The sequence below is a fragment of the Prevotella heparinolytica genome (assembly GCF_002998535.1).
In the GTDB taxonomy this organism is placed as follows: domain Bacteria; phylum Bacteroidota; class Bacteroidia; order Bacteroidales; family Bacteroidaceae; genus Bacteroides; species Bacteroides heparinolyticus.
Window position 1 is genome coordinate 187,946 of record NZ_CP027234.1, and the last position, 24,163, is coordinate 212,108.

Genomic DNA, 24,163 nt, shown 5'->3' on the forward strand with positions numbered 1-24,163 from the left:
CTCGTTGTTCCGGATGTTGAAAGAGGAAATAACAAAAAAAAGATAATAATTATGGAAATAGAAAAAGTAAAATGTTTGATTATCGGTTCCGGTCCGGCCGGCTATACGGCTGCTATTTATGCAGGCCGTGCCAATCTCTCTCCGGTGCTTTATGCCGGATTGCAACCCGGCGGTCAGCTGACTACAACCACGGATGTGGAAAACTTTCCGGGTTATCCCGAAGGGATAGGAGGGCCTGAACTGATGGAAGATCTGCGGAAGCAGGCCGAACGTTTTGGTGCTGATTTGAGATATGGGGTGGCTACGGCTGCCGACCTGAGCAAGGCTCCCTATAAGATTACGATAGACGGGGAAAAGACCATAGAAGCTGAGACGCTGATTATTTCTACGGGTGCTGCTGCAAGGTATCTGGGACTGGAAGACGAGAAGAAATATGCCGGTATGGGGGTCAGCGCATGTGCCACTTGTGATGGTTTCTTCTATCGTAAGAAGACTGTGGCTGTTGTAGGAGGAGGAGATACGGCTTGCGAAGAAGCAGTTTACCTTGCCGGACTGGCCGCCAAAGTCTATCTGATAGTGCGTAAGCCTTATCTTCGTGCCTCTAAAATTATGCAAGAGCGTGTGATGCAGCATGAAAAAATAGAGGTTTTGTTCGAACATAATGCAGTGGGTTTGTATGGCGAAAGCGGAGTGGAAGGTGTGCACTTGGTACAGCGCATGGGCGAGTCGGATGAAAAACGTTACGATTTGGCCATCGACGGTTTCTTCCTTGCCATAGGTCATAAGCCGAACTCGGATATATTCAAGCCCTATTTGGATACGGATGAAGTAGGTTATATCGTTACCGAGCCGGGAACGCCCCGCACCAAAATACCGGGCGTATTTGCTGCCGGAGACGTGGCCGATCCTCATTATCGTCAGGCTATTACGGCAGCCGGTACCGGTTGTCAGGCCGCAATTGAAGCGGAAAGATACCTTTCTGCCAAAGGGCTTCTCTGATTATAGTTCGTTAGGGAGGGGTAGAGCCTTGAAATTGGTACCTATCCCAAGACGGAGCCAATATGGACAAAAGAATGAAAGCAAACAGTGGCAGAGAAAGTCTGCTGCTGTTGCTTCTATAAACATACTTCTTCAAAACGGATAATGCAGGTTCTGCCTCTTGCCTGATAAAAGGGCAATCATATGGGGTGGAATCATACATCTTTTTCTATCTGCCTTAAAAGAGGAAATTATATGAATCGATTGCAAAAGTTTTGTTGATGTAATAATCATTTACTCTTTAAGGAATATTTCCGATAACGAATTAGAATGTAGATATACCCCGGCAGGAAGTACTTCTGAGAAGGGGTAGGATCAGTATACGACTGATGTACCTTCAGTATACGACTCATCATACATCAGTATACGACTGATGCCCCCTCGGTATAGGACTGAATATGACCCGCCTTTTTCCTCCTCTCTTTAAAGAGAAGAAAATGGTGATATTTTTCAAAATAGAAAGATGACTGCTTGAATTTGTCGGGGCGATTGATGATAAAAATGATAACCGGTTCAACGGTTCTTTTTCTATCCTATCTTGCTTATTTTCTTAAGTTTTTCTTCATCAATGATTTTGATTTTGCGACCGTCGATGGTAATTAACCGTTCAGTGGCAAATTGCGATAAGGTGCGGATGGCGTTGGAGGTTGTCATATTCGACAAGTTGGCCAAATCCTCACGCGAGAGGTAGATGCTTAAAGTGGAACTGTCTTCTTCCAGTCCGTAGCTTTCTTTGAGGAACAACAAAGATTCTGCCAGTCTCCCGCGAATGTGTTTTTGTGTCAGGTTTACGGTTCGCTCGTCGGCTATGCCCAAATCGACGGACAGTTGCTTGATGAAGAACATGGCGAGGTCGTTGTTCTGGCTGACCAGCGTTGTGATGGCACTCATCGGAATAAGGCAGATGATGGAAGGCTCAAAAGCAGCGGCGGCTGTTACATAATCTTCTTTGGCAAAGTAGGCTCGATAACCGAAGTATTCAACGGGCTTGATCATGCGGATGATTTGGCTTCTGCCTCCCACACCTTCTTTGTAGATTTTCACCTTACCGCTTAGTAGGCACATCAAGTAGGCGGGAGTCTCACCCTCGCAATGAATGATTTCGTTTTTCTTATAATTCTGGAGCGTAAAATGGCTTGCGAGGAATTCCCGCTGTTCTTCATTCAAAGGTTGCCACATGTCGGCAATCAACTCCGGAACATTGATTTCGGATAAGTTTACTTTTACCATAACTGCTGCAAAACTGTGTTATACAGCACAAATGTAAAAATAAAAAATTAAATATTGCACAAGTATGGCAAAAAGATGCAGAGGCTGTGTCAAAATACCTCTGCACTTTCCTTCTTCTTGACGCATTATTTTGTGAACAGCAATTCCCTATATTTGGGCAACGGCCAGATTTCGTCGTCGATTTCCATTTCGAGGTGGTCGATGTGGTCGCGTATGCTTTCCAGATAAGGGCTTACATTCTTTTCGTACGCAAAGGCTTTATCTTTGTGGTTTTCCATGTGGTTAGCCACTTTTCGGGCTTCGGTCATGTCGCGTACTTGTGTTTTGATGGCTGTCACACGTTTGGAGATTTCGCGTACAAGTTCTTTCCGGTCGGCACTGAGTTCTTCATACTCTTCGGGAGAGAAAGTTTCGCGCAGGCCGCGGAGATTCTCCAGCAGTCGGTTTTGATAGATGACGGCTGTGGGCACGATGTGGTTGATGGCAAGATCGCCCAACACACGGCTTTCTATCTGTACTTTCATGGTATATTTCTCCAACTCTACCTCCAGACGGCAAGCCAGCTCGGTTTCATTAAAGATGCGTTCGCCGATGAGGACGGAGCGGGACTGGTCGTCCATATAGTGCATCAGTGCCTCGGGTACATGGCAGATGTTGGTCAGGCCACGGCGGGCAGCCTCCTTTCTCCATTGTTCGGAGTAACCGTCGCCTTCGAAGCGGATAGGCTCGGAGGCAATGATGGTTTCTTTGAGAATGCGGAAGATGGCTTCATCCTTGCCTACGCCTTCTTCCATCAGTTTGTCGATGGAAACTTTGAATTCGTTCAGTTGGTTGGCCATGGCAGCATTGATGGCAATCATGGCGGCGGCGCAGTTGGCCGATGAGCCGGCGGCACGGAACTCAAAACGGTTGCCGGTAAAGGCGAACGGTGAGGTACGGTTGCGGTCGGTTGTGTCCAGTAAGATTTCGGGGATGCGTCCGATGCCTAATTTCAGTGTTGTCTTCTCTTCCGAAGTCATTTTGCTGTCGCTTATCTGTCGGGCTATTTCGTCGAGGATGGAAGAAAGCTGTTTGCCCAAAAAAATGGAGAGTATGGCGGGAGGAGCTTCGTTGGCTCCCAACCGGTGACTGTTTCCGGCACTCACGATGGAGGCGCGCAGCAGGTCTTGATTCTTGTACACCATCATCAGTACGTTCACCAAGAAAGTAAGGAACAGCATGTTCCCTTTGGGATTTTTGCCCGGAGCAAAGAGGTTGACGCCCGTATCGGTACAAAGAGACCAATTGTTGTGTTTGCCCGAACCATTTACGCCGCTGTAGGGCTTTTCGTGAAACAGTACGGCAAATTTATGTTTGCGTGCGATGCGTTTCATCAGGTCCATGACAAGCTGGTTGTGGTCGTTGGCAAGGTTGGCATTCTCGAAGATGGGAGCCAATTCAAATTGGTTGGGAGCTACTTCATTATGTCGGGTCTTGACCGGAATGCCCAGTTTATGGCATTCTATTTCAAGTTCCTTCATGAAGGCTGTCACCCGTGGAGGGATGGAGCCAAAATAGTGGTCTTCCAGTTGCTGGTCTTTGGCCGATGAGTGCCCCATCAGCGTGCGTCCGGTGAGGCAGAGGTCGGGGCGGGCATTGTATAACGCAAGGTCTACGAGAAAATACTCTTGCTCCCATCCTAAATTGGTATATACGCGTGTCACGTTCTTGTCGAACAGCTGACAGACTTCCGTGGCGGCTTTGTCTACGGCTGCCAGTGCCTTGAGCAGCGGGGTTTTATAGTCAAGCGCTTCGCCGGTGTACGAGATGAAGATGGTGGGTATACAGAGTGTGGTGTCTACCACGAAAGCCGGTGAAGAGACGTCCCAAGCCGTATAGCCGCGCGCTTCGAAAGTGTTTCTGATACCTCCGTTAGGAAAAGACGAGGCATCCGGTTCTTGCTGGACGAGCAATTTGCCGGAGAAGCGTTCGATGATTTCCGCGTCTTCACCAAATTCGATGAATCCGTCGTGCTTTTCGGCCGTTCCGTCGGTCAGTGGTTGGAACCAGTGCGTGTAGTGCGTCACGTTGAGAGATTTAGCCCAACTTTTCATGCCATTGGCAATCAGGTCGGCCATCTCGCGGCTGATGGGCGTGCCTTTTTCTATGGCGTCTGTCACAGCCTTATAAGCCTCTTTGGGCAGATATTCTTGCATCTTCTTACTATCGAAGACGTGACTGCCGTAGTAGTCGGACAATTTGTTTGAAGGGGTAGATACTTCAAGAGGCTGCCTATTGGCAAGCTCTTGCAAAGCAAAGAATCGCATTTTTGACATATAGGTCTTTTTTATGGGTTGTTGGCGCAAAAATAGATGTTTTTTCTGAATATACCCCTAAAAAATAGGGGTATTTTGTGTGAAAGATGATGTTTTCTGATTTTTACCCCTTTAAAATGAGGGGTGTTGGTAGAGAAAGAAATTTCTTGGGGATGGAGGAGGGGTGAGGTTGTAATGCAGGATGCAGGTAGGATATAATCTTCTTTTTTTACATCAAGCACTTGCTTAATTTCCCGAAAACTTGTGGCTGCTATGTAAATTCTTTTTATATTTGTCGCAATCTATGTAAAGACATTACATTTGAAACGTTTATTGCTTATATGGATTGGATTTTGCTTCTTGCTTTCTTTTGTACAAGAGGTCAAGGCTCAGCGTGTGCCCTATCCGGCGGATGAGCAGATGCGTTCGGCCGATTCCATCATGAGTAAAGTGATATTCTTTGCCCCTTTATATGAACGGATTGTAGAGAGTTACAGAGCCGAACTCTATATAAAAGGTTGGGTGAATATCTGCAAGAAGAATCATTTTCTCCGCTATATTCCTTCCATGTTTCGCCCTAAGCGTGGGGTGAGAGAGTATATGATGGAAACTTATAACGACCTGCATTTCACTGCTCCCAATATCTATGACCAGAAAGTCAAGGCCGGCATGGGCACTGCTTCCGAGTTTTGGGAGCTGGACGGGCGTCTGCCCGAATACTTCCATATCAATGTCTACGCTTCTACCTTGTTGCATGACAAGTTGCTCTCTCCCTTAGCGTCGAATGCGAAGAAGTATTATACCTATCGGCTTGATACGGTGATGGGAGAGAGGCACAACCTGCAATATAAAATTCGTTTCATACCGAAATACAAGAGCTTTCAGTTGGTAGGCGGCTATCTGATTGTGAGCGACAACGTGTGGAGTGTGCGCGAAATGCGTTTTTCCGGGCGTAATGAGATGGTTAAGTTCAATAATTTGGTGAAGATGGGGAGTGTGGGAGCTTCGGATGAATTTCTTCCGTTGCAGTATGGCATCGACGTAAGTTTTCGTCTTCTCGGCAATGTGATAGAAGGCACATACGAAGCGGTGCTCGATTATAAAAACATCATTCAGAAGATACCGGGGGATGTGCGGAAACCGTCTCGGAAAAGCAGGTATGATTTGTCCGACTGCTATACCTTGTCTACCGACACCAACGCTTATCAATGCGATACAGCCTACTTCAACGCCTTGCGCCCCATTCCGCTGACTTCGCATGAAAGAACTTTATACGAAAATTTCTTCCTTCATCGGGATACGATTGTCGGGAAGAAGCAGCCGAAGAATAAAGCGCTGGTGTTTTGGGGGCAGATAGGTGATGCGTTGATCAGTCGATATACGGTGAAGCTCGACAAGTTGGGAAGCATACGTTGTTCGCCGTTGATTAATCCTTTCCTGATGAGCTATAACGGCAAGAATGGCTTTTCATATCGGCAGGAATTCAAGTATAATCGTCTGTTTAAGGGCGACAGGCTTCTACGTATTGTTCCCCGGATCGGCTATAACTTCAAGGAGAAGTTATTTTATTGGCGCGTAAGGTCTGATTTTGACTACTGGCCCCGCAAACGGGCGGCGTTTCATCTGGAAGCGGGCAACGGTAACCGCATATACAGCAGCGACGTGTTGGATGAACTGAAAGCCATCCCCGACAGCCTTTTCGACTTCAGGCAAATACACTTGGACTATTTCAATGACTTGTATCTCAATTTTCGGCATAGCTGGGAAATAGTGAACGGCCTGTCATTGGAAGTAGGGGTATCCATGCACCGGCGCACCGAAGTGAACCGTTCCAGATTTGTTCTTAATGAGAAGATGCTTTCGCAAGCCCAAACCGGTGCCGGAGGCTCACCGTCCCTGCCGGGCGTCGACCCCGAAATCCTGACCAAGTTTCGTCATACTTACAACAGCTTTGCCCCGCATGTACGCCTGTCGTGGACTCCGGGACAATACTATTATATGAATGGTAACCGCAAGATAAATCTTCATTCCAAATATCCCACTCTGTCCGTAGACTGGGAGCGGGGGCTTAAAAGTGTGCTGCGAGGCAGTAGTTCGTATGAGCGTGTCGAGGTGGATATGCAGCATCAGATACCTTTAGGGCTGATGCGCGGTATCTATTGGCGGTTGGGCTGGGGTGAGTTTACCAATCAGGAGGAACTTTATTTTGTCGACTTTGCCAATCTGCGGCGTTCCAATCTTCCGATGGGGTGGAGCGATGACATAGGAGGAGTGTTCCAGTTGTTGGACGGCCGTTGGTATAACTCTTCGCGCAAGTATCTTCGCGGGCATTTTGTTTACGAAGCTCCCTTTCTTCTGCTTCGTCACTTGAAGAAGTACACCCAGCATGTGCTGAACGAGCGCCTCTACCTCAATTCGCTGGTTGTTCCTCACCTGAAGCCGTATGTAGAGGCAGGCTATGGCATTGGTACCCATATCTTCGACTTTGGTGTGTTTGCCTCATTTGCCAACTGGAAGTATCGGGAGATTGGTTGTAAGTTTACGTTCGAGCTGTTCAACAGATAGACAAGCGCGCCAAACGGTTGCTGCCTTTTTAAATATGAGTAACAGGATTCATGGTTTGAGTGCGTAAAATGATGCTAATCCATGAATCCCGTATCATGTGCCCTCCAAGAGACGGGCATCCGCTTATTTATATCATTTCGGGGTTATTTTCCTACTGCCGTGTTAATAGGCTTTTTTATTCATCTATTGCATGGTTCATCCCTGTTTCATATCCTTTCAACGTGGCTTGCAATATGGTTATCATATCCTGCTTGAATGATTCCGGAGAAAGTACGGCGAGCTTATCCCGATGCCAAAGAAACTCTTGCTTCAAGTCGTAAGTGGGGCGCACATATATTTCAAAATCAGTATATTCTTCCGTCTGTGCTACTTCTGTTTGTGACGGATGAAGCGGCACGTCTTTTATATAAGCGTCTTGCGGCCAAAACGCCCGAAAACGAATTGTTGTTGGTTCAAACTGGCGGATAATGCCAAAACAATGTTTAAAATACGTTTGCGGCTTCAGCACCTGACGGTTTTGCGGTGAAATCTTCACTGTTTTATCCTCTAGTATTTCCAATTGTTTCATCCGCTCTAATGCGCAGGTCATAATAATTTTCTTTTCATTCACCTCTCCTATGACGTACCAACGCTGTTTGACGAGACGTACAAAGGCCGGAATCATCTCAATGTTTTTTTCTTCCCGATAATGCGATTTATATACAAAACGGATGGCATATTTTTTGTCTATGGCATCCATGATGTGTTGCAGCAGGCAAGCCGAGGGAGGTGCAGGTTCTATGATGATTTCTTTGTGCTGATTCACCCTTTTTGCCAGAGATGATAGCCTAAACGCACTCAATATCCACTCTTGCAAATCACGATTTTTAAAGCTCTCGGGATATACTATGCGGTATAGGTTCGTATGTTTGTCGCACTCTATGTCGACCGACATCAACGACTCTGCTTCACGCCGATAGCGGTTGAATGAGCGTTCCGACAATGGCTCTCCCTCTTCATTGGCTGAGGAGTATAGCCATTTTTTCTTTATCTCGGGTAAGGTCAATGGCTGTATACTGAGCGTGTCAATCAGCCATAAACAAAATTTGTATTTATAAATCATGCAGTATCGTATTTAAAATATAGTTTCTAAATCTTCCATATCACTATCGCTAATGGTGAATATTCCCCATTCTGATAGATGATCGCCATTTATAAAATTCTTAAGTAGGATTAGATTACTTGCTTCGGCATAATATATCTTCCAAGATTCTGAATTATCAAAATGCAAAATAAAGGATATTGGTTCATTATTGCTCATATTTGCTAAAACAATAGCTACATCGCTATAATCTGGAAGAAAAGCAATCTCTTGTATCGCTGTATAGTCCTTGTACAGTGATGTCTTTTCCCCCATAAGTTCCATCATTCCTAAAAGGTTTGTTGTTGTTTCTTTATATTTTCCTCTGCAAAAGTTGCGAACTGCTTCTTGTGAATTTCCGGTCTGCATCTCTTTCATGTATGCTTCGAATGTATTTCGCACTTCTTCCTCCGGTGATAGACGAGAGATACAAGAGGTTAATGATAGTATGAATACCATTATTCCATATTTCATTAATATTTTCCATTTAAAATCCAAACAAAGTTGGATAATTCATTAATAATTAACTTTAGTTTCATATCTTTTTGTCAGGATGTTAAGAGGAAGTAGGCTCTGCTGAGGAGCAACCTACCAGCAATAAGCATCCTAACGGTACGCAGTAATGCTACTTTGGGAGGCGGTTACACGCCTCTCTTTTTGTATTACTGATATCGTCTGATATGGCTAAGAAAACCTAACCATAATCCTATGGTAAAACAAACTTTCCACAGCAGACACCACACAAGGGGCTGCAAGTTCCTTTATCAGTCAAACCATTAATGAGGATTACAAACTTTTTTAAGCGGACTTCAAAGCCGCAAAGTAATGATAGTATTTTCCTCAAAAGAAAGTTGTTTTACCTTATAGGATTCTGTATCATTTGACAACACACGGTATATATTCCTTTTCATGTTTGAGTACATAATATATTCTGTTTACAAGCCGTCTGGCAATCTTTATGATTGACTTCTGGGGATTCATACGTTTACGGTATTCCGTATAGGCTACAGTCATTGCAGGATCCTTACGGATTGCAATCCATGCAGCTTCCACCAACAGGCAGCGGAGCATGAAATGGCGACGTACCGTTATATCCCCTGTGCCGTTACTCTCACCGCTCGAATGGCACATGGGTACCAGACCGATGAAAGAAGCCAGATGGTCCTCATTCCTGAAACGGACTATACCGTCAAGTTCAACCATCAGGGTAGCAGCTGTAGTAACGCCTATTCCGGGAACAGAAGTCAGAAGACGTATCGGCCTCTCAAAAGGTGCGTTACGTGATATCTCACGGATGGCACGTGTTTCCTGAAGAAGCATCTTACGCAAACGCACGAACTGCTCCAAGTGCAGTTCCAAAGTCTTCTTGCCATACTCTGTTGAGAGTTCGAGAGAATGAAGCCAAGTCAGGAAACGTTTTGACCAACATCCTATCGAGCATCGGGTAAACTCTTCGGGTATATCCACTCCATGAAAACGAAGCAATGACTTGATGCGGTTCTTCGCACGGGTGCTGTCTTTTACAATCAGGTTTCTCATCCTTATCAAAGAGCGCATTTCCAGGACATCCGCCTTGGGAACGTATATTCCTACCAGCGAACCGGAACGTAATTCACGAGCCAGCTTGTTACAATCCACGGCATCCGTCTTACGAAGTTTTTCCTTACTCATGGTCGGAACGTCGGCTGGATTGACCACGATGTTGGTTATTCCTAAATCCATCAGTTTCTCGTGTATCCAAAAGCCGCAGAATCCGGCTTCATACACAGAGAAGTAATTGGCGCCCGGATAATTGCTGACAAGATACTTGTGCAATGCTTCCGGTTCCGGAATTTGGCTGAATCGCTTCAGAACACTATGCTCTGATAAAATTGCAACCGACCAACTCTTCAGGTGGACATCAATTCCTACATAAATATTTTGACCACTGAAATCTAATGTGTTACTTTGTACACGTTTCATAAGCTATATCGTTATGAGTTAATATTGTTGTTATCACTTACAAAGTTAACTATAATGGTATAGCTTTTTTAGGGCTATATTATGTTATCCGTCACTTCCGATTTTAAACATAGGAACTTTTTTCATACAGTGCCCTCCTTGCTGTTGTTATATACTTTTGCACGTTCCAATACCGCATACATATAGTATATAACGCAGTACTGTATACTTGCGTCTATTAAATTGAAATATAAGTCATCATCTATCATGAATATGAAGATAAATGATAGGAACCCATACGCCATAAAAGTTATTCCCACTGTCTTCATGCCTTTAATGGGATAGTTCTTTGTGGCATAAAGTTTCCATCCCGCACTTATGCCGGATAAAATCAATATGATATTTATAACTATAGCGATTATATCCCACGTATCTGTCGGTATGATAAAATACTCCAGAAAAATCATTATGCCAATAATGGTTGCTGAATATAGGAATATTTTAATGCCTTCGACTGATATCGAATTCTTTTGAAGAAAGTCGATAAAAGCCCATAAAGTCAAAGGAAGAGCCAACGATACTGCTGTTTGCAATAAGTCTACTACATCAGATAGCAAATCTGCGTCTTTATCTATTTTTGCCCCAAAAAGCAAAGCCATAGATAATCCGGATAGGATATAAAGTATTATCCTTATTGATTTCCATGTGGTTGGAATAATCAAGACCTGCTGATTTTCGTTCCCTTCTACTTTTTCCACTCTTACTGTGGTTTCCATTGTTTCTTTTGTTTCCATTGTTCTTTTAGATTAATAAGTTTATGATTATGGAAGCAAAAGTAGGAGCTGGTTCGGCCAAAGTCTGTCGGTATCTATAAAATTTTCTTTAGACTGATAAAAAACACTATCGCACATACTGGAGTGAAGTACAGTTCTTACTACTCTAATTAGTATCAGGTTCATATTTGTTGAGATATTCAATCTTGATCTCCGTGTCATACGACTCGATATTCAGCAGGTCTTGTAATGCCCAATCACAGTGGTCATATAGATTGTGAACAGCATATACCAAGTTTAAGTGGGCAGACTTCTCGCGATCCATGTTCAAATCCCAGTTGTCGAGTTCGTCAGACAGATAAAGGAACTGATGTTCACTTGGGTATGTTTCCGGTGTATCCATATGGTAAGGCTTACTTGATAGATGCATCTCCTGCACACCATTCTTATAGATGCTTAAGCCGATATCGCTCTTGAGTATATCCTCTAGATTATCCCTGACTTCTTCATCCTGTTCCCATCCATCAAATGACATTTTGTCCACCCAAAGAGTTCCTGTTACGGATAATTCCTTATCGCGACGATGCCAATGTTTCAGTAATTCATATACCTCGATAGTCTGCCTGCGCATATCGAGTAGAGCCTTCTTCAGTTTTTCATTCATAGCCGCAATGCGAGCAATATTCTCGTCAGTCCACTCAAATTGGTCTCTCATTAGGCGCCATCGTTGGAATTTTAGCCCAACGATACATTCTATGGCATGCTCTTTAGTTTTGCCAGACATGTATTTTTCATTGATTAATGCTATCCGTTTTTCAACTTCGCGCACGTTCTCTGTAGGCAGCTCCTCTACTAAATGGTGTTCGGCATCAGTTGCCGGTTCTAACTCGCTTTTAATATAATCTATTATCCTATCTCACTGCTGGGCACTTAATCCCATCTGATTTTCAATTGTTTATAATTTAGTTCTTTGACATTTTTGTAATCGCAATCGGTAAGTATCTCTCTTACAGACGTTTTATCCAGTAGAGAAAAGCTCAAAATTTGTAGAATTTCGTAGATTGGACGGTTAACTTTCAATCTGTAAGCGACAATGGCAACCAGACAGTATGTTATGATGGCACAGTACACTTGTATCTTGACTGCATTCATCGTGGTGCCCCAAAAAGATTTTACTTTCAGGTGTTGCTTTATCCATTTGAAAAATAGTTCCACCTGCCAACGGTTCTTGTATAGCAAAGCAATTTCCTCTGCTGATAGTTCCATGTTGTTGGTGATGAACACAAATTCTCTGTCCAGTTCTTCATCGTAGTATTTAACCCGCCGGAGTTTGTCCGGATATGCTTTGAGCGATTTATACGTTTCAAGCATTCCAATCTGATCACATTTTATTCCGGTTGTTTTATCGACTTCACGGGAATACATTCTACGGAATCTCATATTATCTTTTGCACGTGTAACGAAGTAAGCACCACTGGTGTGAAGCTTATGCAAACGGGTGAAGTCAACATATCCTTTATCCATGATATAGAAACTTCCCTTTTCATAACTCAACTCATCCAGCATGTTTACGTCATGTACTTTAGCATTGGTTACCAGTACGATTGTCGGTATGGAAGTCTTTACATCATACAAGGTATGAAGTTTGATGCCTCCTTTGTGTTTCTTAAATTCCGCCCACCAAAAAACATTCAGACAAAGGTCTATGGTGGAGGAATCAAAGGCATAAACATTACCGTCAACTTTCACCTCGAAGTCATTTTTGTTGTAGCTATTACGGGCTTCCGCAATCAGGGTATAAGCAAATTCTTCGTAGATACGATAATCTCTATTCCGGTTTGCTTTCCCCAGATTGGTACGGCTAACTGTTGGACCGAATCCCAAGTGATAATACTTGTTCTTGTGTGCCTCAAGGCTGAGCATAAGGTCACGCATACTGTCTCGGGCGGTCAGTTGTCCGAAGATCATGCACAGCATCTGATTCCAACAGGTGAATGTTCTGATTTTCTTATTCCCGGAATACTTCTCTACCAAACGGTCAAAGACACGACGGGGAAGAAAATCTGTAAGTTGAGCGAAGATATATTTGCCTTGATTCATTGTTTTGAGCTTTTGGACAAAGCTAAAACAACTTTTCAATTCAAATCGTCACGCTACAAAAAGATACATAACTATGCGATTATCAAAGATTTCAAAGAACGATGTTTAATTTAAAGTGCCCACTAGTGATCCTATCTATTATGTATTGCTCCATTGCCCTTTCTTTTTGTCAGTTACTCTTTCCCATTTAATATTTTAGCCACGTATCCGCGATGTCGGAACCATTTGTGTGCCCAGTTGGGCACCATGAAGATGTGCCCGGAAATATCCTCGTGGGGCGCACAATCCAATTGATTACCGATAGCTTCAGCAGCTTCTTTCAAAGACATGTTGCATTGTAGGGCTATTTCTTTGCGAAGTATCTCGTAGGTAACGGCACGGATGGCACTTGCCGTCACAGGGCGCTCCGGGAATATTTTCAGTAACTCCTCTTTACTTGGCGTTTTCACTACCGGCCCCACACGGAGTTCCCAAAAACAGTATTCACCGTCTACTTTATACATAGCGAAACCCTCTTTGCGATTACGGCTGTTGCACTCTTCCGCCATTTGCCGTATTTTAGGGTGAGTAATCTGCGCCATTAGTTCCGGAATAATAGGCTGATGGCGCAGTTCCCCATAAGTATATCCTTCCTTATTAATGCCGCCGTTGCCGGAAGGAATGTTGGTGTCGGAAATTGAGGGTGTGTCAAAATAGACACATCCTCTTTTTTTGTTTTTTCGCGTCTTCCCTGCTCGATTTCCCTTATGCCGCAATCAACTCTGTTTTTCTTCCATGACGGCCTCCATTGGGCCGGAAAAGGCGTATCAGGACACAAATCAAGGCTGTAAATGCGTCTGACAGCCCCGATATCCCCCCCTTGAGCATCTTTGCGCACATTTTCTTGATGTTGAAGGCCATGGCGAAGAAGGCAAAGTCCATCAAAACCTTGTCTTTTCCAAAGTGCCGGAAGCGTCGGTATGCCATATCGAACTTCATCTGTCCGAAGACGGCTTCAGGTTCAATGCACCGCCGTCCCCTGTGCCTGATGCCTTCCCGGGAAGTGAGCCTTTCCCGTGCCTTTCCCTTGTATTCGTTCAGCCTGTGGTTGACCTCCATGATGCGTCTGTCCGTCCTTGCCCCGTAGCATCTGCATCTGAGCGGGCATCCTTTGCAGTTCTGCGCCCGGTAGCGTGCGCTTTCGGTGAGGTATCCGCCTGCGGTCTTTCCACGGGTTGTCCCGACGCGCTCCATGTGCTGCCCCATGGGACAGACGTAATAATCCTCCTCCTTATTATAGTACAGGCTGTCCTGATGGAACGGGGCCGGTGTATAATGTGGACGCTGTTCCATGTGGAAACGGTTGTACTTGACGTATGCCTCCACGCCGGCATCCTCCATGAAACGGTAGTTCTCCTCCGAGCCGTACCCCGAGTCGGCAACGGCGGTGGAAGGATGACGGTGATAGCGCCGGAAGAAAGAATCCATAAAGGGGATAAACGTGAGCGTGTCGGTGGGATTGGGAAACAGGGCAAAGTCGGTGATGAACTGGTTCTCCGTCGCTATCTGGAGATTATAGCCGGGCTTGGTCTGCCCGTTGTTCATGGCATCCTCTTTCATGTGCATGAACGTGGCGTCAGGGTCTGTCTTGGACATGGAATTGCGACTGCCAATCTGTTCAAGACGGCTGTCATACTCCTGCAGTTTCTCACGGTACTTATCCAGTTCCTTTATCTGTTTCTCCTTTTTCTTGCACTGTGCTTTCTCTTCTTTGGTGGTAGCGGCAGGGGGCGTGGCAAGGGCTTCTCTAAGTTCGGCAGACAGTTCGCTCAATGTTGCGGGCGTGAACTCCACATGCTCTTTCTCCGAGGATTTCTCTTGCGCAATGGTATCATCGACCTGCTGCAGGAGGATGCGTATCTTCTCTATCAGTTTAGTGCGATTCTTTTCTATTGTCCTGCGCCATACAAAAGTGTATTTGTTGGCTTTTGACTCTATCTTCGTACCATCGATATATTCCACATCGAGCGTTACAAAGCCACGCTCCGCGAGCAGAAGAACCAACCGGGTAAATACATTGTTGAGTTCGTCCTTGACACGATTACGGAATCGGTTGATAGTAATAAAATCAGGTTTCTCATATCCTGCAAGCCAAATGAAGTGTATGTCACGCAGGAGCAATTGCTCTATCTTGCGGCAAGAATAGATATTATTCATATAGGCATAGAGGATAACCTTGAGCATCATCTTCGGGTGGTATGGACTACGACCGCTTTCCTTGTAGAGCTTGCGGAAATTATCCAAATTAAGACCGTCAACAATGGCGTTGACCATGCGGACAGGGTCGTTCTCCGCAATATTTTCATCAAGCCGTTGTGGAAAAAGCACCGTTTGGTTGCAAGTGTAAGGGCGAAAGTGTAACTTTGACATAACGTAATTTTGTATGCCTAAAGTTACAAAAACTTTAGGAAATAGCAAAGCCCTGGCTTGAGAAAGTCGGGGCTTTGTGCAAAAAAAGAGGATGTGTCTATTTTGACACACCCTCAAGAAGATGGTATATTCATTGTTGCTAAAAAACTTTTTGTAGTCAAACTCTTTTTTACTCTGATACATTTCTGAGAAAGAGTTTTCTGAGCCTTTTTTACTTGGTTATTCGATGTAGATATTTAAGCAATATCTTGCTTCATTTGCGTGATTACTTCAAGTTGCTCCATGATTTTCTCTTTTAATATCTTCATTTCTTCCTGTTTCTTTCGGGCTTCTTCAAGCTCTTTTTCTTTATCGTATTTCTTAGAGCGTATTTCTTCAATTTGCAGCTGAAGAGGTTCGATCAGTTCTGTAATGAATCTACTCTTAACAAACTTAATAATAGTTTTTTTGCTAGCAAAAGCTGTTTCAAGATACGGCTTTGGATCAAAATCACGACTTATACCATTGATTTCCTTTTTAATTTCCTTCACATTCTCTTCATGCTTAAATATATTGTTCAACGTAGAGGAAAGGCCCAAAGATACCCTATTTAGGAATCTCCGAACGAAGTCTCCAAATCCGTAGTTGGATTCATCTGACTCAGAGTCAAACGAGAATAAATCTGTTTCTTCTATATCCATTTTAATCTTACTTTGAGTGGACTTGACAAAATCTTTTGATTCAAAATCGGGCAAATAGCGCATCAACAAATCTTCTGTGTCAGCAAAGAAATCGTTAATGTTACGTATGATTTTCTTCTTTCCTTCGTTAGCTAATTTTTCTGTGGCTCTTTTGAGATCTCGAGTAAATAACTTCTGTAATTCGGCATCCATACTAGGTCGTATGCTTTCAAAACTCTTCGTTAGGTCCCACTTATTGCGAACGATTCCTCTCAATTGTTCACATGATTTATCTACGATATCTTCAAGTTCGTTTTTGCCTTTACGAACAAGTTCTTGAATATCTGCATCCAAATCTTCACCCAATAAATCTATTTTTTTAGAAATACGCTTGTTTGCTTTCGCAAGCTTTTCTTCCTTATCATTAATTTCTGAATCCGGCATCATGAGAAGTTCTATCTTGCTGTTTAATAATCTCAATTCGCTATCATTGTCAGACTTCATCTTGCCTCCAGCAGCCATAATTGCATTTAGTGGCTTTGCAAACAGAATCTTGTTTTTTTCGTTTTCAATAAGATTCTTGACGGCTGTGATAAAATCCTTAAGATGGCTCCACTGATACAGATCGCTCTGTGTGCTAATGCCAAAATTTGAGCAATGGCGTCTAAAAGCAAAATCCAGTGCTTCTGCTGAAGTGATCTTACTCATTGGGAGCTTAGACAATAATGCCATTTCGGCAGACAATGGTATTGGCTCAACATCATTAAGAATTTCGACCAATGTATTGTCATTACAGTCACGACATGCTTTTTTGATTTCTGTCTTTACATACTCCTTTATTTGATTTTCATCCTCTGGATTCGTTTCATTGCAATAAGGAATATCATATTTGTTGATGCCAACCAATACTTTTCCTATTCCACATTGACGGACATTTTTGAAGATGATATCACGGTCTGTTGCATCAAAAGGTCTACCTGCATAGAGCATCATGATAACCACATCAGCTTTTTTCAGAAATGCCTTTGTTCTTTCTTCGCGAGAAGCAATAGGATCATTAAAGCCCGGAGTATCTACAACTTCAACTCCTTTCAGATATTCGTGCGGATAATATATGGTAACTGATTTTGTTATTGACACAAACTTACCGTCTGCACCAACGTAGTCAATTAGATTGCTAAAATTATCCTCCTGAGTTTTTCCTAAGTATCCATCTAAGAAGGAACCTAATTTTATAGCTTTTGATACTAACTCTTTTGCCGCTTTAATTTTAGATTCGTCAAGGCTATTTGCTGCATCATTTTCATCTTTGGATGCCTGCATTTTTTGTTCTTCCCATTCATCTTTAGTATAGAACTCGGCAATAATATGTTCTTTCTCTCCATAAGTGATTACGGAAAGAGCAGCTGTCATTGGAGTTGTTGCTGCAGGTAAAACATCATCTTCAAAAACAAAAGCATTTAGAAATGTGGACTTCCCGCACTTCATTTGTCCGATTACGCCAATTGTAAGAGTGTCTTTTTCAAGTTTTTCTTTTATCTCTTCCACAGAAAGAATTCCATTCTTTTCAAAGGAGATAGATTGCTTGTCTTTTGGAATCCATCCATACTCTGCTGCCTTATTTGCAAGGTTGATTAAGTTTTGTTTTTTGCCTTGCGGCTCTTCAAATATATTTTGAGTCATAATTTTGAAAAATATTTTGATACTTGTTTGTAATATTCATGACAACTATTTATCCTTTGCCAAATAGCTTTTAGATTGCATAAACTTTGGTATTCACTTTGGGTATCTTGAACCTTCTCGAGGCATAGCCCTATATGATTCACCAATGCTTTAATATCTTCTTCGGTTATTTTTTCTAATAGCTCTTTAAAAAAAATCCTTCTTCCTCTGACATTTCATAGCGATTACTACTCCAAAAATGTTTTTTCAACCGAGGCATTTCTTTTATCTCTTCACAATTATCTTTTAACTTATTTATATTATCTAGAAGTTTATCCAGCAGCTCCTCCCTTTCCTTCTTATCCTGATGGTAGGAATTATTGACGGTTTTCAATTTCTCATCAAAGCTGTTTAGTTGTTTCTGCAAGTCATCTGCTACGTCTGTGACAAATGTATCACGGACTTTAAGTTTATTCACAGCCTTAATAGGTTGCATTATTTTGTCAAGAGGTGCTTTCGAAGAAAATTTAATCACTTGTTGGATGCTTAATCCTTCATCGGTCAAAGTGTTTTTTATCAGTTCTTCCACTTTCTGAACCTCGGATTCCGATTTGGTGTCTACTTTGTTGATGACGATATACAATGGCTTGTTTAGTTTCTCTTTAATAATGGAGATGGAACTTCTATTGACGGTACCTGCATTTACATCAAATACCCAAAATAAAGCATCACATTCATTGATTACATCAATGGTACGTTCCTTATCTTCTCTATCATTAGAATTAAATCCGGGAGTATCGAGAATACTTAAGCCGTCCAAATTAGCATTTTTATAGGTCATTACGAAGTATTTTATAAGGGCTGAGACTCCTTTGACCTGATCTAAGATATCCTTGGAAACTTTCTTGAAAGTTTCCTCTGCAATAGTTTTTCGCTTTCCATCGCCTGAGATGAAACTATAAGATATGGTTGGACCACCTGCTATGTAAGTTGGAATAGCGGTTGTGGCTTTGGTGCTAACCGGAAGTTGAGGAATGTTTGGATTATCCTGAGACAGAATCCTATTTATGATGGATGTCTTACCTGCGGAAAATTCACCGACAAAGGCGATGGTAGTTTTACCATCGAGCCAACTCTTCCTCTTCGTAGAAGCCCATTGGTCAAATGTATCAATGAAAAATTTTCTTTTCTCTTCGAAACCCTTTCTGCCCTTAATGCCGTTCCATTCGAGTGATTTATCTTCCTCATACAAAAATGCATTCAGCTCAGTGAAGTGTCCTTTGATAAAAGCCTCAAAAGTATCAATCTGAAGATATAAGGTTTTTATGTCTTCAACAGTGTTCTCTTTAGCCGATAAAATTTCTTGGAGAAAAACCAGAGAATTTGTTCTGAGATGAAGTTCTTCTGCTTTCTCTTCAAGCTCCAGCCTGACAGATGAAAGCTCCTCGTTCAGTAACTTTGATTCTTTTTGCTCTTTATGAAGGCTGTTTTGTAAATCAGCAATATTATTATCTTTATTTTTTACTCTCTTTTTAAGTTCAGACAAGTCTTCTTCATTCTCTTCAAGTTCTTCTTCCAATCCTTTTATTTTCTTCTTTAGTTCTTCAACTTCAGCCAATTGTTTTTTGATAGAATCATCAATTATCCCATCTAAAGCATTTTTGAGTTGCTTATCTAATTTTTCGTATTGCAGATTAGCTTCTTGAAGGAGGAGTTCATATTGCTTTTTTATCTCGCTCACCTTTATGTTACTTTCATTGTCTATACTGGACAGCTTGGACAATAAAGATTCTTTCTCAGCCATCAATATTTCTATTTGCTGAGATATTTCAGGCTTTTTTTTGCCTTTTTTTATTATGAGTGCGATGATTGTACCTGCTGTAAAAGCCAAAAGCAACATGATTGTTGTAGGCACATCTATCATCATATGTTCATTCCCTCTTTAAGTTTTGTAATCTCTATTTCTTGCATCTCACAAGCTGTTCTATATTCTTTTAACTTGCACACCAACTCCTCGTTCTGTAGCCGAAGATCTTTAAGTTCTTTCTTTGCCTTATCTAAATCATCTTCAAGATTTTCATTTTCATCATCATGGATTTTCGCTTGTTTACGAACTTTGTTGAGCTCGGATAGTAAATCTTCGATTTGGCGTTTCATCTCTTTGTTACGCTTACTGAACTTTTCATTCTCTGCGTAGAGAGAGTCTACTTCTCTCTGTTTATCTTCTTTTTGTGATTCTGATCCGAACAATTTGTCTTTCATTGCAATGCCGATAGCACCACCAATAATAAAGGAACTGATTATAGCTAACATTTTCATTATGATTAAAGGGTCATTAATAAGGATTTATATTTTCTTAGTTGAAGAATTCTCTCATCAAACTTATCTTTCTTTTCTTTATATTCAGATTTTAGTTGATTAAGAGTTTTTGTTTTTTGCTCTATCATTTGCGAAGCTTCTTCTTGCAAATTGAAGCGAATACTGGAGACCAAATCGTCGGAAATATTATTGAGTTTTTCCTTGAAGTCAGGCGCAAGTGAATTCTCAATATAATCTCGGATGGCGCGCTTACGTTGAGGTTTTGATAACATTTTCTCGGTAATAGAACCAATAAAAGAGTCTATCATATTTGTGTTCGCTGTTAGGTTACGGTCGATGATGTTATACTGATCAGCGGTTTTAGAAGCTAAACTGACAGTTTTTCTAATTCTATCTACAGTTCTTCTGTTTGAAATGATACTTCCTACATCAGATGCGGTGTCAATTATATCAATGGCTTTACTCGCAACAGTAGAGGCAGCGCTTCTTGCAACTGCAACTCCAGTAGCTCCAGCGGTGAGGGCTACAGTGGCAACTGTAGTTGCCGCAATGAGTCCGTTTTTAATCATTTTATCATATTTGTGTCCCATGGAGGCCAAGTCAAGGTTGTAGCTCAGTCCCGATATCTGCATCTCTGATAGGTTTAAATTGTTTAAGGAGTTGAGTTTTAACTCATTGTCTGTTCCTCGTTGGCTTAATGCCTTCTCACTGAGAATGGTTTGGATCCCGGTTTTATATTTATTCAAAAGAAGGGTCGCGGTATTATTTATGATAGAGACAGCTTCTGCATCAAGGTTCTTGCTCTTGCCTGTTACTAGGTTGTCTAGTTTTAAAGTTATATCATCCTCGAATTTTCTGGAAATCGATTTTTCTTGTTCTTTAATGTCGTCCGACATTGATTCGACCAAACTAACGATATTCCTATTTATTTTTTCCAATTCATATTTACATTCTCTAATGGCTTTCTCCAAATCATCATCAGAGGAGGATGATTTTATAAGTTCGTCAATGTAATTAATAAGATATTTAGCAATATTCTTCAGCTTTAGTGAATCTACCTGCTTGATTATTTCTTTTTTGTTCTTTTGGATATTGTCAAGTAAGGAATATAATTCCTCCATCTTATTGCTATGTGCAGAGACTGCTGCCATTTGTTCAAAAGGTATCTGACTTTCTTTTCTTATATATGCTTTTGCCGCTTCAATATCCTGCTCCGATTTTGTATCGCTTTTGGTGAGAATCAAAAAGATCGTTTTTTGAGATAGTTTCATTGTTTCGATGAAATCTGTCAAAGAACGCGTGATTTGCTGATTTATGTCTATAACTAATAATATTCCATCGGCTTTCGGTAGAAAATCAACCAGAGTTTGTCTATGTTTTGGGTCAGGTGAAGACAGCCCCGGAGTATCTACTAAAATAGTAGTTGAAGGAATCTTGGTTGAAGTGTCGAAAACAGTCACGACTTTCGCGTCAGCCAATGTTTCATTTTTTAAGTCTTCAATATTCGACACTTCAATATGGTCTGATTCCTCATTGAGAATTGTTGCATGGCACACATCACAACCAAAATGAACTTCATAAATGGTAGCGGTTGTAGGCTTTGTGGCGGTTTCTAACTTTTTGCAATCAGTGAGTGCATTAATTAAAGTTGTTTTTCCGGAACTAAATTCCCCAATCAGTGGTAATACTATATTGGCGTTTTCTTGCTGTGCACGATATTTTATAGCGTTTAATTTAGCTTCTATATCAGTGAGCTCTAAATATTGAGCAATGCTGGATAGGGTTTCAAAATATTTCATGGGAGTTGATTTATTTGTAATAATATTTGGGTTATTCTATTTACTTATGTTGTGGAATATGCCTATTTAATTCTATCCACTTTTAAATATCCGGAATTCATGCATCCCATCTTCTTTAAGTCTACTCCGAAAGTAGCTTTGAAGATGCTATTCAATTGTTCTGATGCTTGTTGGTTGGTTACTGGATTGGGAACCATTGTAGCCATCTCAACGCTCATGCCCGGGTCGATGACCATTCCGGCTGACCGGGCAGGTGTTTTTACTGTAATGCGATAAAGTGCCATAATAATAGTGCGTTAACAAATTATATTCATAAATTAAAATTCTATGTTTTTCCTATCAAAGTCCTATCTCTTTCAGCATTTGATAATTGATATATGGTATGGGGCAATAAGAAAAGCGTGAATCACGCTTTCGCATTATTCCTCGTAAGTCAGGCTCTGGTAAACCTTTGTCAAAGAAATAAGCAAGCAGATTCACGCCCATCAGGGGTGAACGGTGCTTGGACTTATTTACTCTTGACTAAAAAACGATGTTTACCAGACTTCGACTTTCAGAGTAATATGCCCACAACGTTCAATATTTTTTTAACACCTTCGGTAACGTGCTCTCACGCTCTTCGGTTTGTTACATGCAAAGGTAACAAACTTTTCGTAAAAGACGTTATGAAAGAGAAGAAAATATCAGAATACTGCTTGCTTTTTCTTTAGTCCTTATAACCATGTACAAAGAACACTGTCTACATCAATGATACAACTTTGTCTGTCGTATAATTGTGAGGACAAAATTAGAGGCATATCCTGCCATAAATTGTCAGGATGTGTATTAAAATCAAATAAATTAGCTCTCATATTCTTCTTTGCCGCATTTTACATCTTTGCCCATGCGTTGGAATAAAGTTGGCTTTATAAGTTTCACCTCAAAGATAAGGCGTGAGACTTTGCTCCATAGGTATAAATGCTCACGGCGCAGATTTTGGCATCGGAAGCGTCTTTCGGTGGAATAATTTAGTGATAATTCTTTACATTAATCAAGCCGCCTCTCTTTCAGCCTGCCACCCTCTTCAGAAAGCTTTCTGAGCGGGCTATTCTTTCGACACCGAGGAACGATGTCTTCCTCACCGAGGAACGAGCTCTTCCTCGGTGTCGGAGGCCTCGTTTCTCGGTGAGGAAGAAAACGGATGTCGGTGAAAGCTCATGCGAAGCCCTCTTTTTATTTCCATTTATCTATACATCCGGCAACTGCTTCCCAAGAGGGGGAGAGGAACGGTAGGTGTGCGGGTGCGGATTGCGTGGAGCGATCCGTGTCACTCCTTCATCTTCTGGTCGATCAGCGTGCAGGCAGGGGGTAGTACGGTTACGTGGTCGAAACCTTCCAGCTGATAGAGCGTGACCTTTTGCCCCATTGCTTTCAATAGCGCATATAGGTGGGCGTTCTCCTCATAGCGGGCCAGCATCTCCAAATCTTTGTCTCCGGTGATAAGCACCATGGGGGAAGCGCCTTTTCGGATGTTGTTGGAAGGTGCGTAACGGTCTATGATGGGGACGTCGGAAGGGAGGCCACGCTCTTTGCGTATGGTGTAGTGCGTCGTGGTCTGTCCGCTGATAGGAAAGACACCTGCCAGCTTGTCCGCATCAATGTTCCATTTGGCAAGGTAGTTCTTGTCGAGGCTCAGCATGAGGCATAGATACCCTCCGGCAGAATGGCCGGCAATGTATATCTTATTCCTGTCTCCGCCGTATTCTTCTATGTGCTCGAACGTCCATGCTACCGCTTCGGCGGCATCTTCCGTGTAGGCCGGATTTTGGGCGCGCGGACTCAACCGATAGTTCACGGCTACTACTGCGTAGCCTCTATCCATCAGCTCTTTGGGAAAATGCTTCTCACCGGCTTCAAGGCCTCCACCGTGGAACCAGACAAGGGTGGCAAAGCCTTTTTTGTCCGTGGGGTAGTGGATGTCGAGTTTGCAACGTTCCAGTTTGTAACTATCCGTCTCGCCCGGATGAAGATAGAATATCTCTTTTTGCGTACGGTAGCTCTCGGTGGCACCCCGATTTTGACCGTAACATAACAGTGCGCAGCACGCAACTAAAACACACGCGATTATCTTTTTCATGGCAAATATACAAAACACTAAAATGATACTTCGCAAAGATAGCTTTTTGTTTTGTGATTCAAGAAAATACTTCTATCTTTGCGCCCGATTTATAATGAGTCGATATAATGTCTCACTTAATTAAACGAGTTAAACAAT

General features: G+C 42.2%; 18 protein-coding genes. 2 read left to right on the plus strand and 16 right to left on the minus strand.

Annotation, left to right across the window (positions count from 1 at the left end):
* Positions 1-51: 51 nt before the first annotated feature.
* Positions 52-999 carry a thioredoxin-disulfide reductase gene (trxB, locus tag C3V43_RS00720; RefSeq protein WP_106070385.1) on the plus strand — a complete coding sequence of 316 codons (948 nt, stop codon included), beginning with the start codon at positions 52-54 and terminating at the stop codon, positions 997-999.
* A gap of 567 nt (positions 1,000-1,566) precedes the next feature.
* Here the strand turns inward: trxB and C3V43_RS00725 are convergent.
* Positions 1,567-2,268 (minus strand): Crp/Fnr family transcriptional regulator, encoded by a 702-nt coding sequence (locus tag C3V43_RS00725; protein WP_106068176.1) that lies wholly within the window; start codon positions 2,266-2,268, stop codon positions 1,567-1,569.
* Positions 2,269-2,393: 125 nt separating this feature from the next.
* On the minus strand, positions 2,394-4,583 hold the full coding sequence (locus C3V43_RS00730) for a glutamine synthetase III family protein (protein ID WP_106068177.1): 2,190 nt from the start codon (positions 4,581-4,583) through the stop codon (positions 2,394-2,396).
* A 399-nt stretch (positions 4,584-4,982) separates the two neighbouring features.
* Between C3V43_RS00730 and C3V43_RS00735 the strand changes: the two genes are divergently transcribed.
* A complete protein-coding gene (locus C3V43_RS00735) occupies positions 4,983-7,127 on the plus strand; it encodes a DUF5686 family protein (protein WP_235655892.1) in 2,145 nt (714 codons plus the stop codon).
* Between the two features lie 175 nt (positions 7,128-7,302).
* Here the strand turns inward: C3V43_RS00735 and C3V43_RS00740 are convergent, their stop codons facing one another.
* The 14 genes from C3V43_RS00740 to C3V43_RS00810 all read right to left on the minus strand — a co-directional run bounded on the left by C3V43_RS00740 (position 7,303) and on the right by C3V43_RS00810 (position 24,025).
* Positions 7,303-8,229 carry a WYL domain-containing protein gene (locus C3V43_RS00740; RefSeq protein ID WP_106068179.1) on the minus strand — a complete coding sequence of 309 codons (927 nt, stop codon included), beginning with the start codon at positions 8,227-8,229 and terminating at the stop codon, positions 7,303-7,305.
* 12 nt (positions 8,230-8,241) lie between these two features.
* On the minus strand, positions 8,242-8,625 hold the full coding sequence (locus C3V43_RS00745; protein WP_129588717.1) for a hypothetical protein: 384 nt from the start codon (positions 8,623-8,625) through the stop codon (positions 8,242-8,244).
* A gap of 498 nt (positions 8,626-9,123) precedes the next feature.
* Positions 9,124-10,209, minus strand: a complete 1,086-nt coding sequence (locus C3V43_RS00750) for an IS110 family RNA-guided transposase (protein WP_106040569.1) — start codon at positions 10,207-10,209, stop codon at positions 9,124-9,126.
* A 122-nt stretch (positions 10,210-10,331) separates the two neighbouring features.
* Entirely contained in the window at positions 10,332-10,982 is a 651-nt protein-coding gene (locus tag C3V43_RS00755; RefSeq protein ID WP_106068181.1) for a hypothetical protein, read from the minus strand.
* A gap of 145 nt (positions 10,983-11,127) precedes the next feature.
* Positions 11,128-11,790: a hypothetical protein gene (locus C3V43_RS00760; protein WP_106068182.1), complete on the minus strand. Its 663-nt coding sequence runs from the start codon at positions 11,788-11,790 to the stop codon at positions 11,128-11,130.
* A gap of 101 nt (positions 11,791-11,891) precedes the next feature.
* On the minus strand, positions 11,892-13,061 hold the full coding sequence (locus C3V43_RS00765; protein ID WP_106068085.1) for an IS4 family transposase: 1,170 nt from the start codon (positions 13,059-13,061) through the stop codon (positions 11,892-11,894).
* Positions 13,062-13,234: 173 nt separating this feature from the next.
* A complete protein-coding gene (locus C3V43_RS00770) occupies positions 13,235-13,816 on the minus strand; it encodes a hypothetical protein (RefSeq protein ID WP_235655869.1) in 582 nt (193 codons plus the stop codon).
* Positions 13,806-15,470, minus strand: coding sequence for an IS1182 family transposase (locus tag C3V43_RS00775; protein WP_106068183.1), 1,665 nt, complete (start codon positions 15,468-15,470; stop codon positions 13,806-13,808). The genes C3V43_RS00770 and C3V43_RS00775 overlap by 11 nt, the downstream gene beginning before the upstream one ends.
* Before the next feature lie 236 nt (positions 15,471-15,706).
* Positions 15,707-17,812, minus strand: a complete 2,106-nt coding sequence (locus C3V43_RS00780) for a dynamin family protein (protein ID WP_106068184.1) — start codon at positions 17,810-17,812, stop codon at positions 15,707-15,709.
* A 175-nt stretch (positions 17,813-17,987) separates the two neighbouring features.
* Entirely contained in the window at positions 17,988-19,718 is a 1,731-nt protein-coding gene (locus C3V43_RS00785) for a dynamin family protein (protein ID WP_106068185.1), read from the minus strand.
* Positions 19,715-20,104, minus strand: coding sequence for a hypothetical protein (locus C3V43_RS00790; protein WP_129588718.1), 390 nt, complete (start codon positions 20,102-20,104; stop codon positions 19,715-19,717). Before C3V43_RS00790 ends, C3V43_RS00785 begins: the two co-directional genes overlap by 4 nt.
* An 11-nt stretch (positions 20,105-20,115) precedes the next feature.
* The gene (locus C3V43_RS00795) at positions 20,116-21,909 is read right to left on the minus strand and encodes a dynamin family protein (protein ID WP_106068187.1); all 1,794 of its coding nucleotides are present in this window, start codon (positions 21,907-21,909) and stop codon (positions 20,116-20,118) included.
* A 62-nt stretch (positions 21,910-21,971) separates the two neighbouring features.
* On the minus strand, positions 21,972-22,193 hold the full coding sequence (locus C3V43_RS00800) for a DUF6140 family protein (RefSeq protein WP_106068188.1): 222 nt from the start codon (positions 22,191-22,193) through the stop codon (positions 21,972-21,974).
* A gap of 1,022 nt (positions 22,194-23,215) precedes the next feature.
* Complete coding sequence (locus tag C3V43_RS00810; RefSeq protein ID WP_106068190.1) at positions 23,216-24,025, minus strand: alpha/beta hydrolase; 810 nt, start codon at positions 24,023-24,025, stop codon at positions 23,216-23,218.
* Between the last annotated feature and the right edge of the window lie 138 nt (positions 24,026-24,163).

Coding starts and splice junctions, on each gene's coding strand:
- trxB (WP_106070385.1), top strand. CDS start 52: ATGGAAATAGAAAAAGTAAAATGTTTGATTATCGGTTCCGGTCCGGCC.
- C3V43_RS00725 (WP_106068176.1), bottom strand. CDS start 2,268: ATGGTAAAAGTAAACTTATCCGAAATCAATGTTCCGGAGTTGATTGCC.
- C3V43_RS00730 (WP_106068177.1), bottom strand. CDS start 4,583: ATGTCAAAAATGCGATTCTTTGCTTTGCAAGAGCTTGCCAATAGGCAG.
- C3V43_RS00735 (WP_235655892.1), top strand. CDS start 4,983: ATGCGTTCGGCCGATTCCATCATGAGTAAAGTGATATTCTTTGCCCCT.
- C3V43_RS00740 (WP_106068179.1), bottom strand. CDS start 8,229: ATGATTTATAAATACAAATTTTGTTTATGGCTGATTGACACGCTCAGT.
- C3V43_RS00745 (WP_129588717.1), bottom strand. CDS start 8,625: ATGAAAGAGATGCAGACCGGAAATTCACAAGAAGCAGTTCGCAACTTT.
- C3V43_RS00750 (WP_106040569.1), bottom strand. CDS start 10,209: ATGAAACGTGTACAAAGTAACACATTAGATTTCAGTGGTCAAAATATT.
- C3V43_RS00755 (WP_106068181.1), bottom strand. CDS start 10,982: ATGGAAACAAAAGAAACAATGGAAACCACAGTAAGAGTGGAAAAAGTA.
- C3V43_RS00765 (WP_106068085.1), bottom strand. CDS start 13,061: ATGAATCAAGGCAAATATATCTTCGCTCAACTTACAGATTTTCTTCCC.
- C3V43_RS00775 (WP_106068183.1), bottom strand. CDS start 15,470: ATGTCAAAGTTACACTTTCGCCCTTACACTTGCAACCAAACGGTGCTT.
- C3V43_RS00780 (WP_106068184.1), bottom strand. CDS start 17,812: ATGACTCAAAATATATTTGAAGAGCCGCAAGGCAAAAAACAAAACTTA.
- C3V43_RS00785 (WP_106068185.1), bottom strand. CDS start 19,718: ATGATGATAGATGTGCCTACAACAATCATGTTGCTTTTGGCTTTTACA.
- C3V43_RS00790 (WP_129588718.1), bottom strand. CDS start 20,104: ATGTTAGCTATAATCAGTTCCTTTATTATTGGTGGTGCTATCGGCATT.
- C3V43_RS00795 (WP_106068187.1), bottom strand. CDS start 21,909: ATGAAATATTTTGAAACCCTATCCAGCATTGCTCAATATTTAGAGCTC.
- C3V43_RS00800 (WP_106068188.1), bottom strand. CDS start 22,193: ATGGCACTTTATCGCATTACAGTAAAAACACCTGCCCGGTCAGCCGGA.
- C3V43_RS00810 (WP_106068190.1), bottom strand. CDS start 24,025: ATGAAAAAGATAATCGCGTGTGTTTTAGTTGCGTGCTGCGCACTGTTA.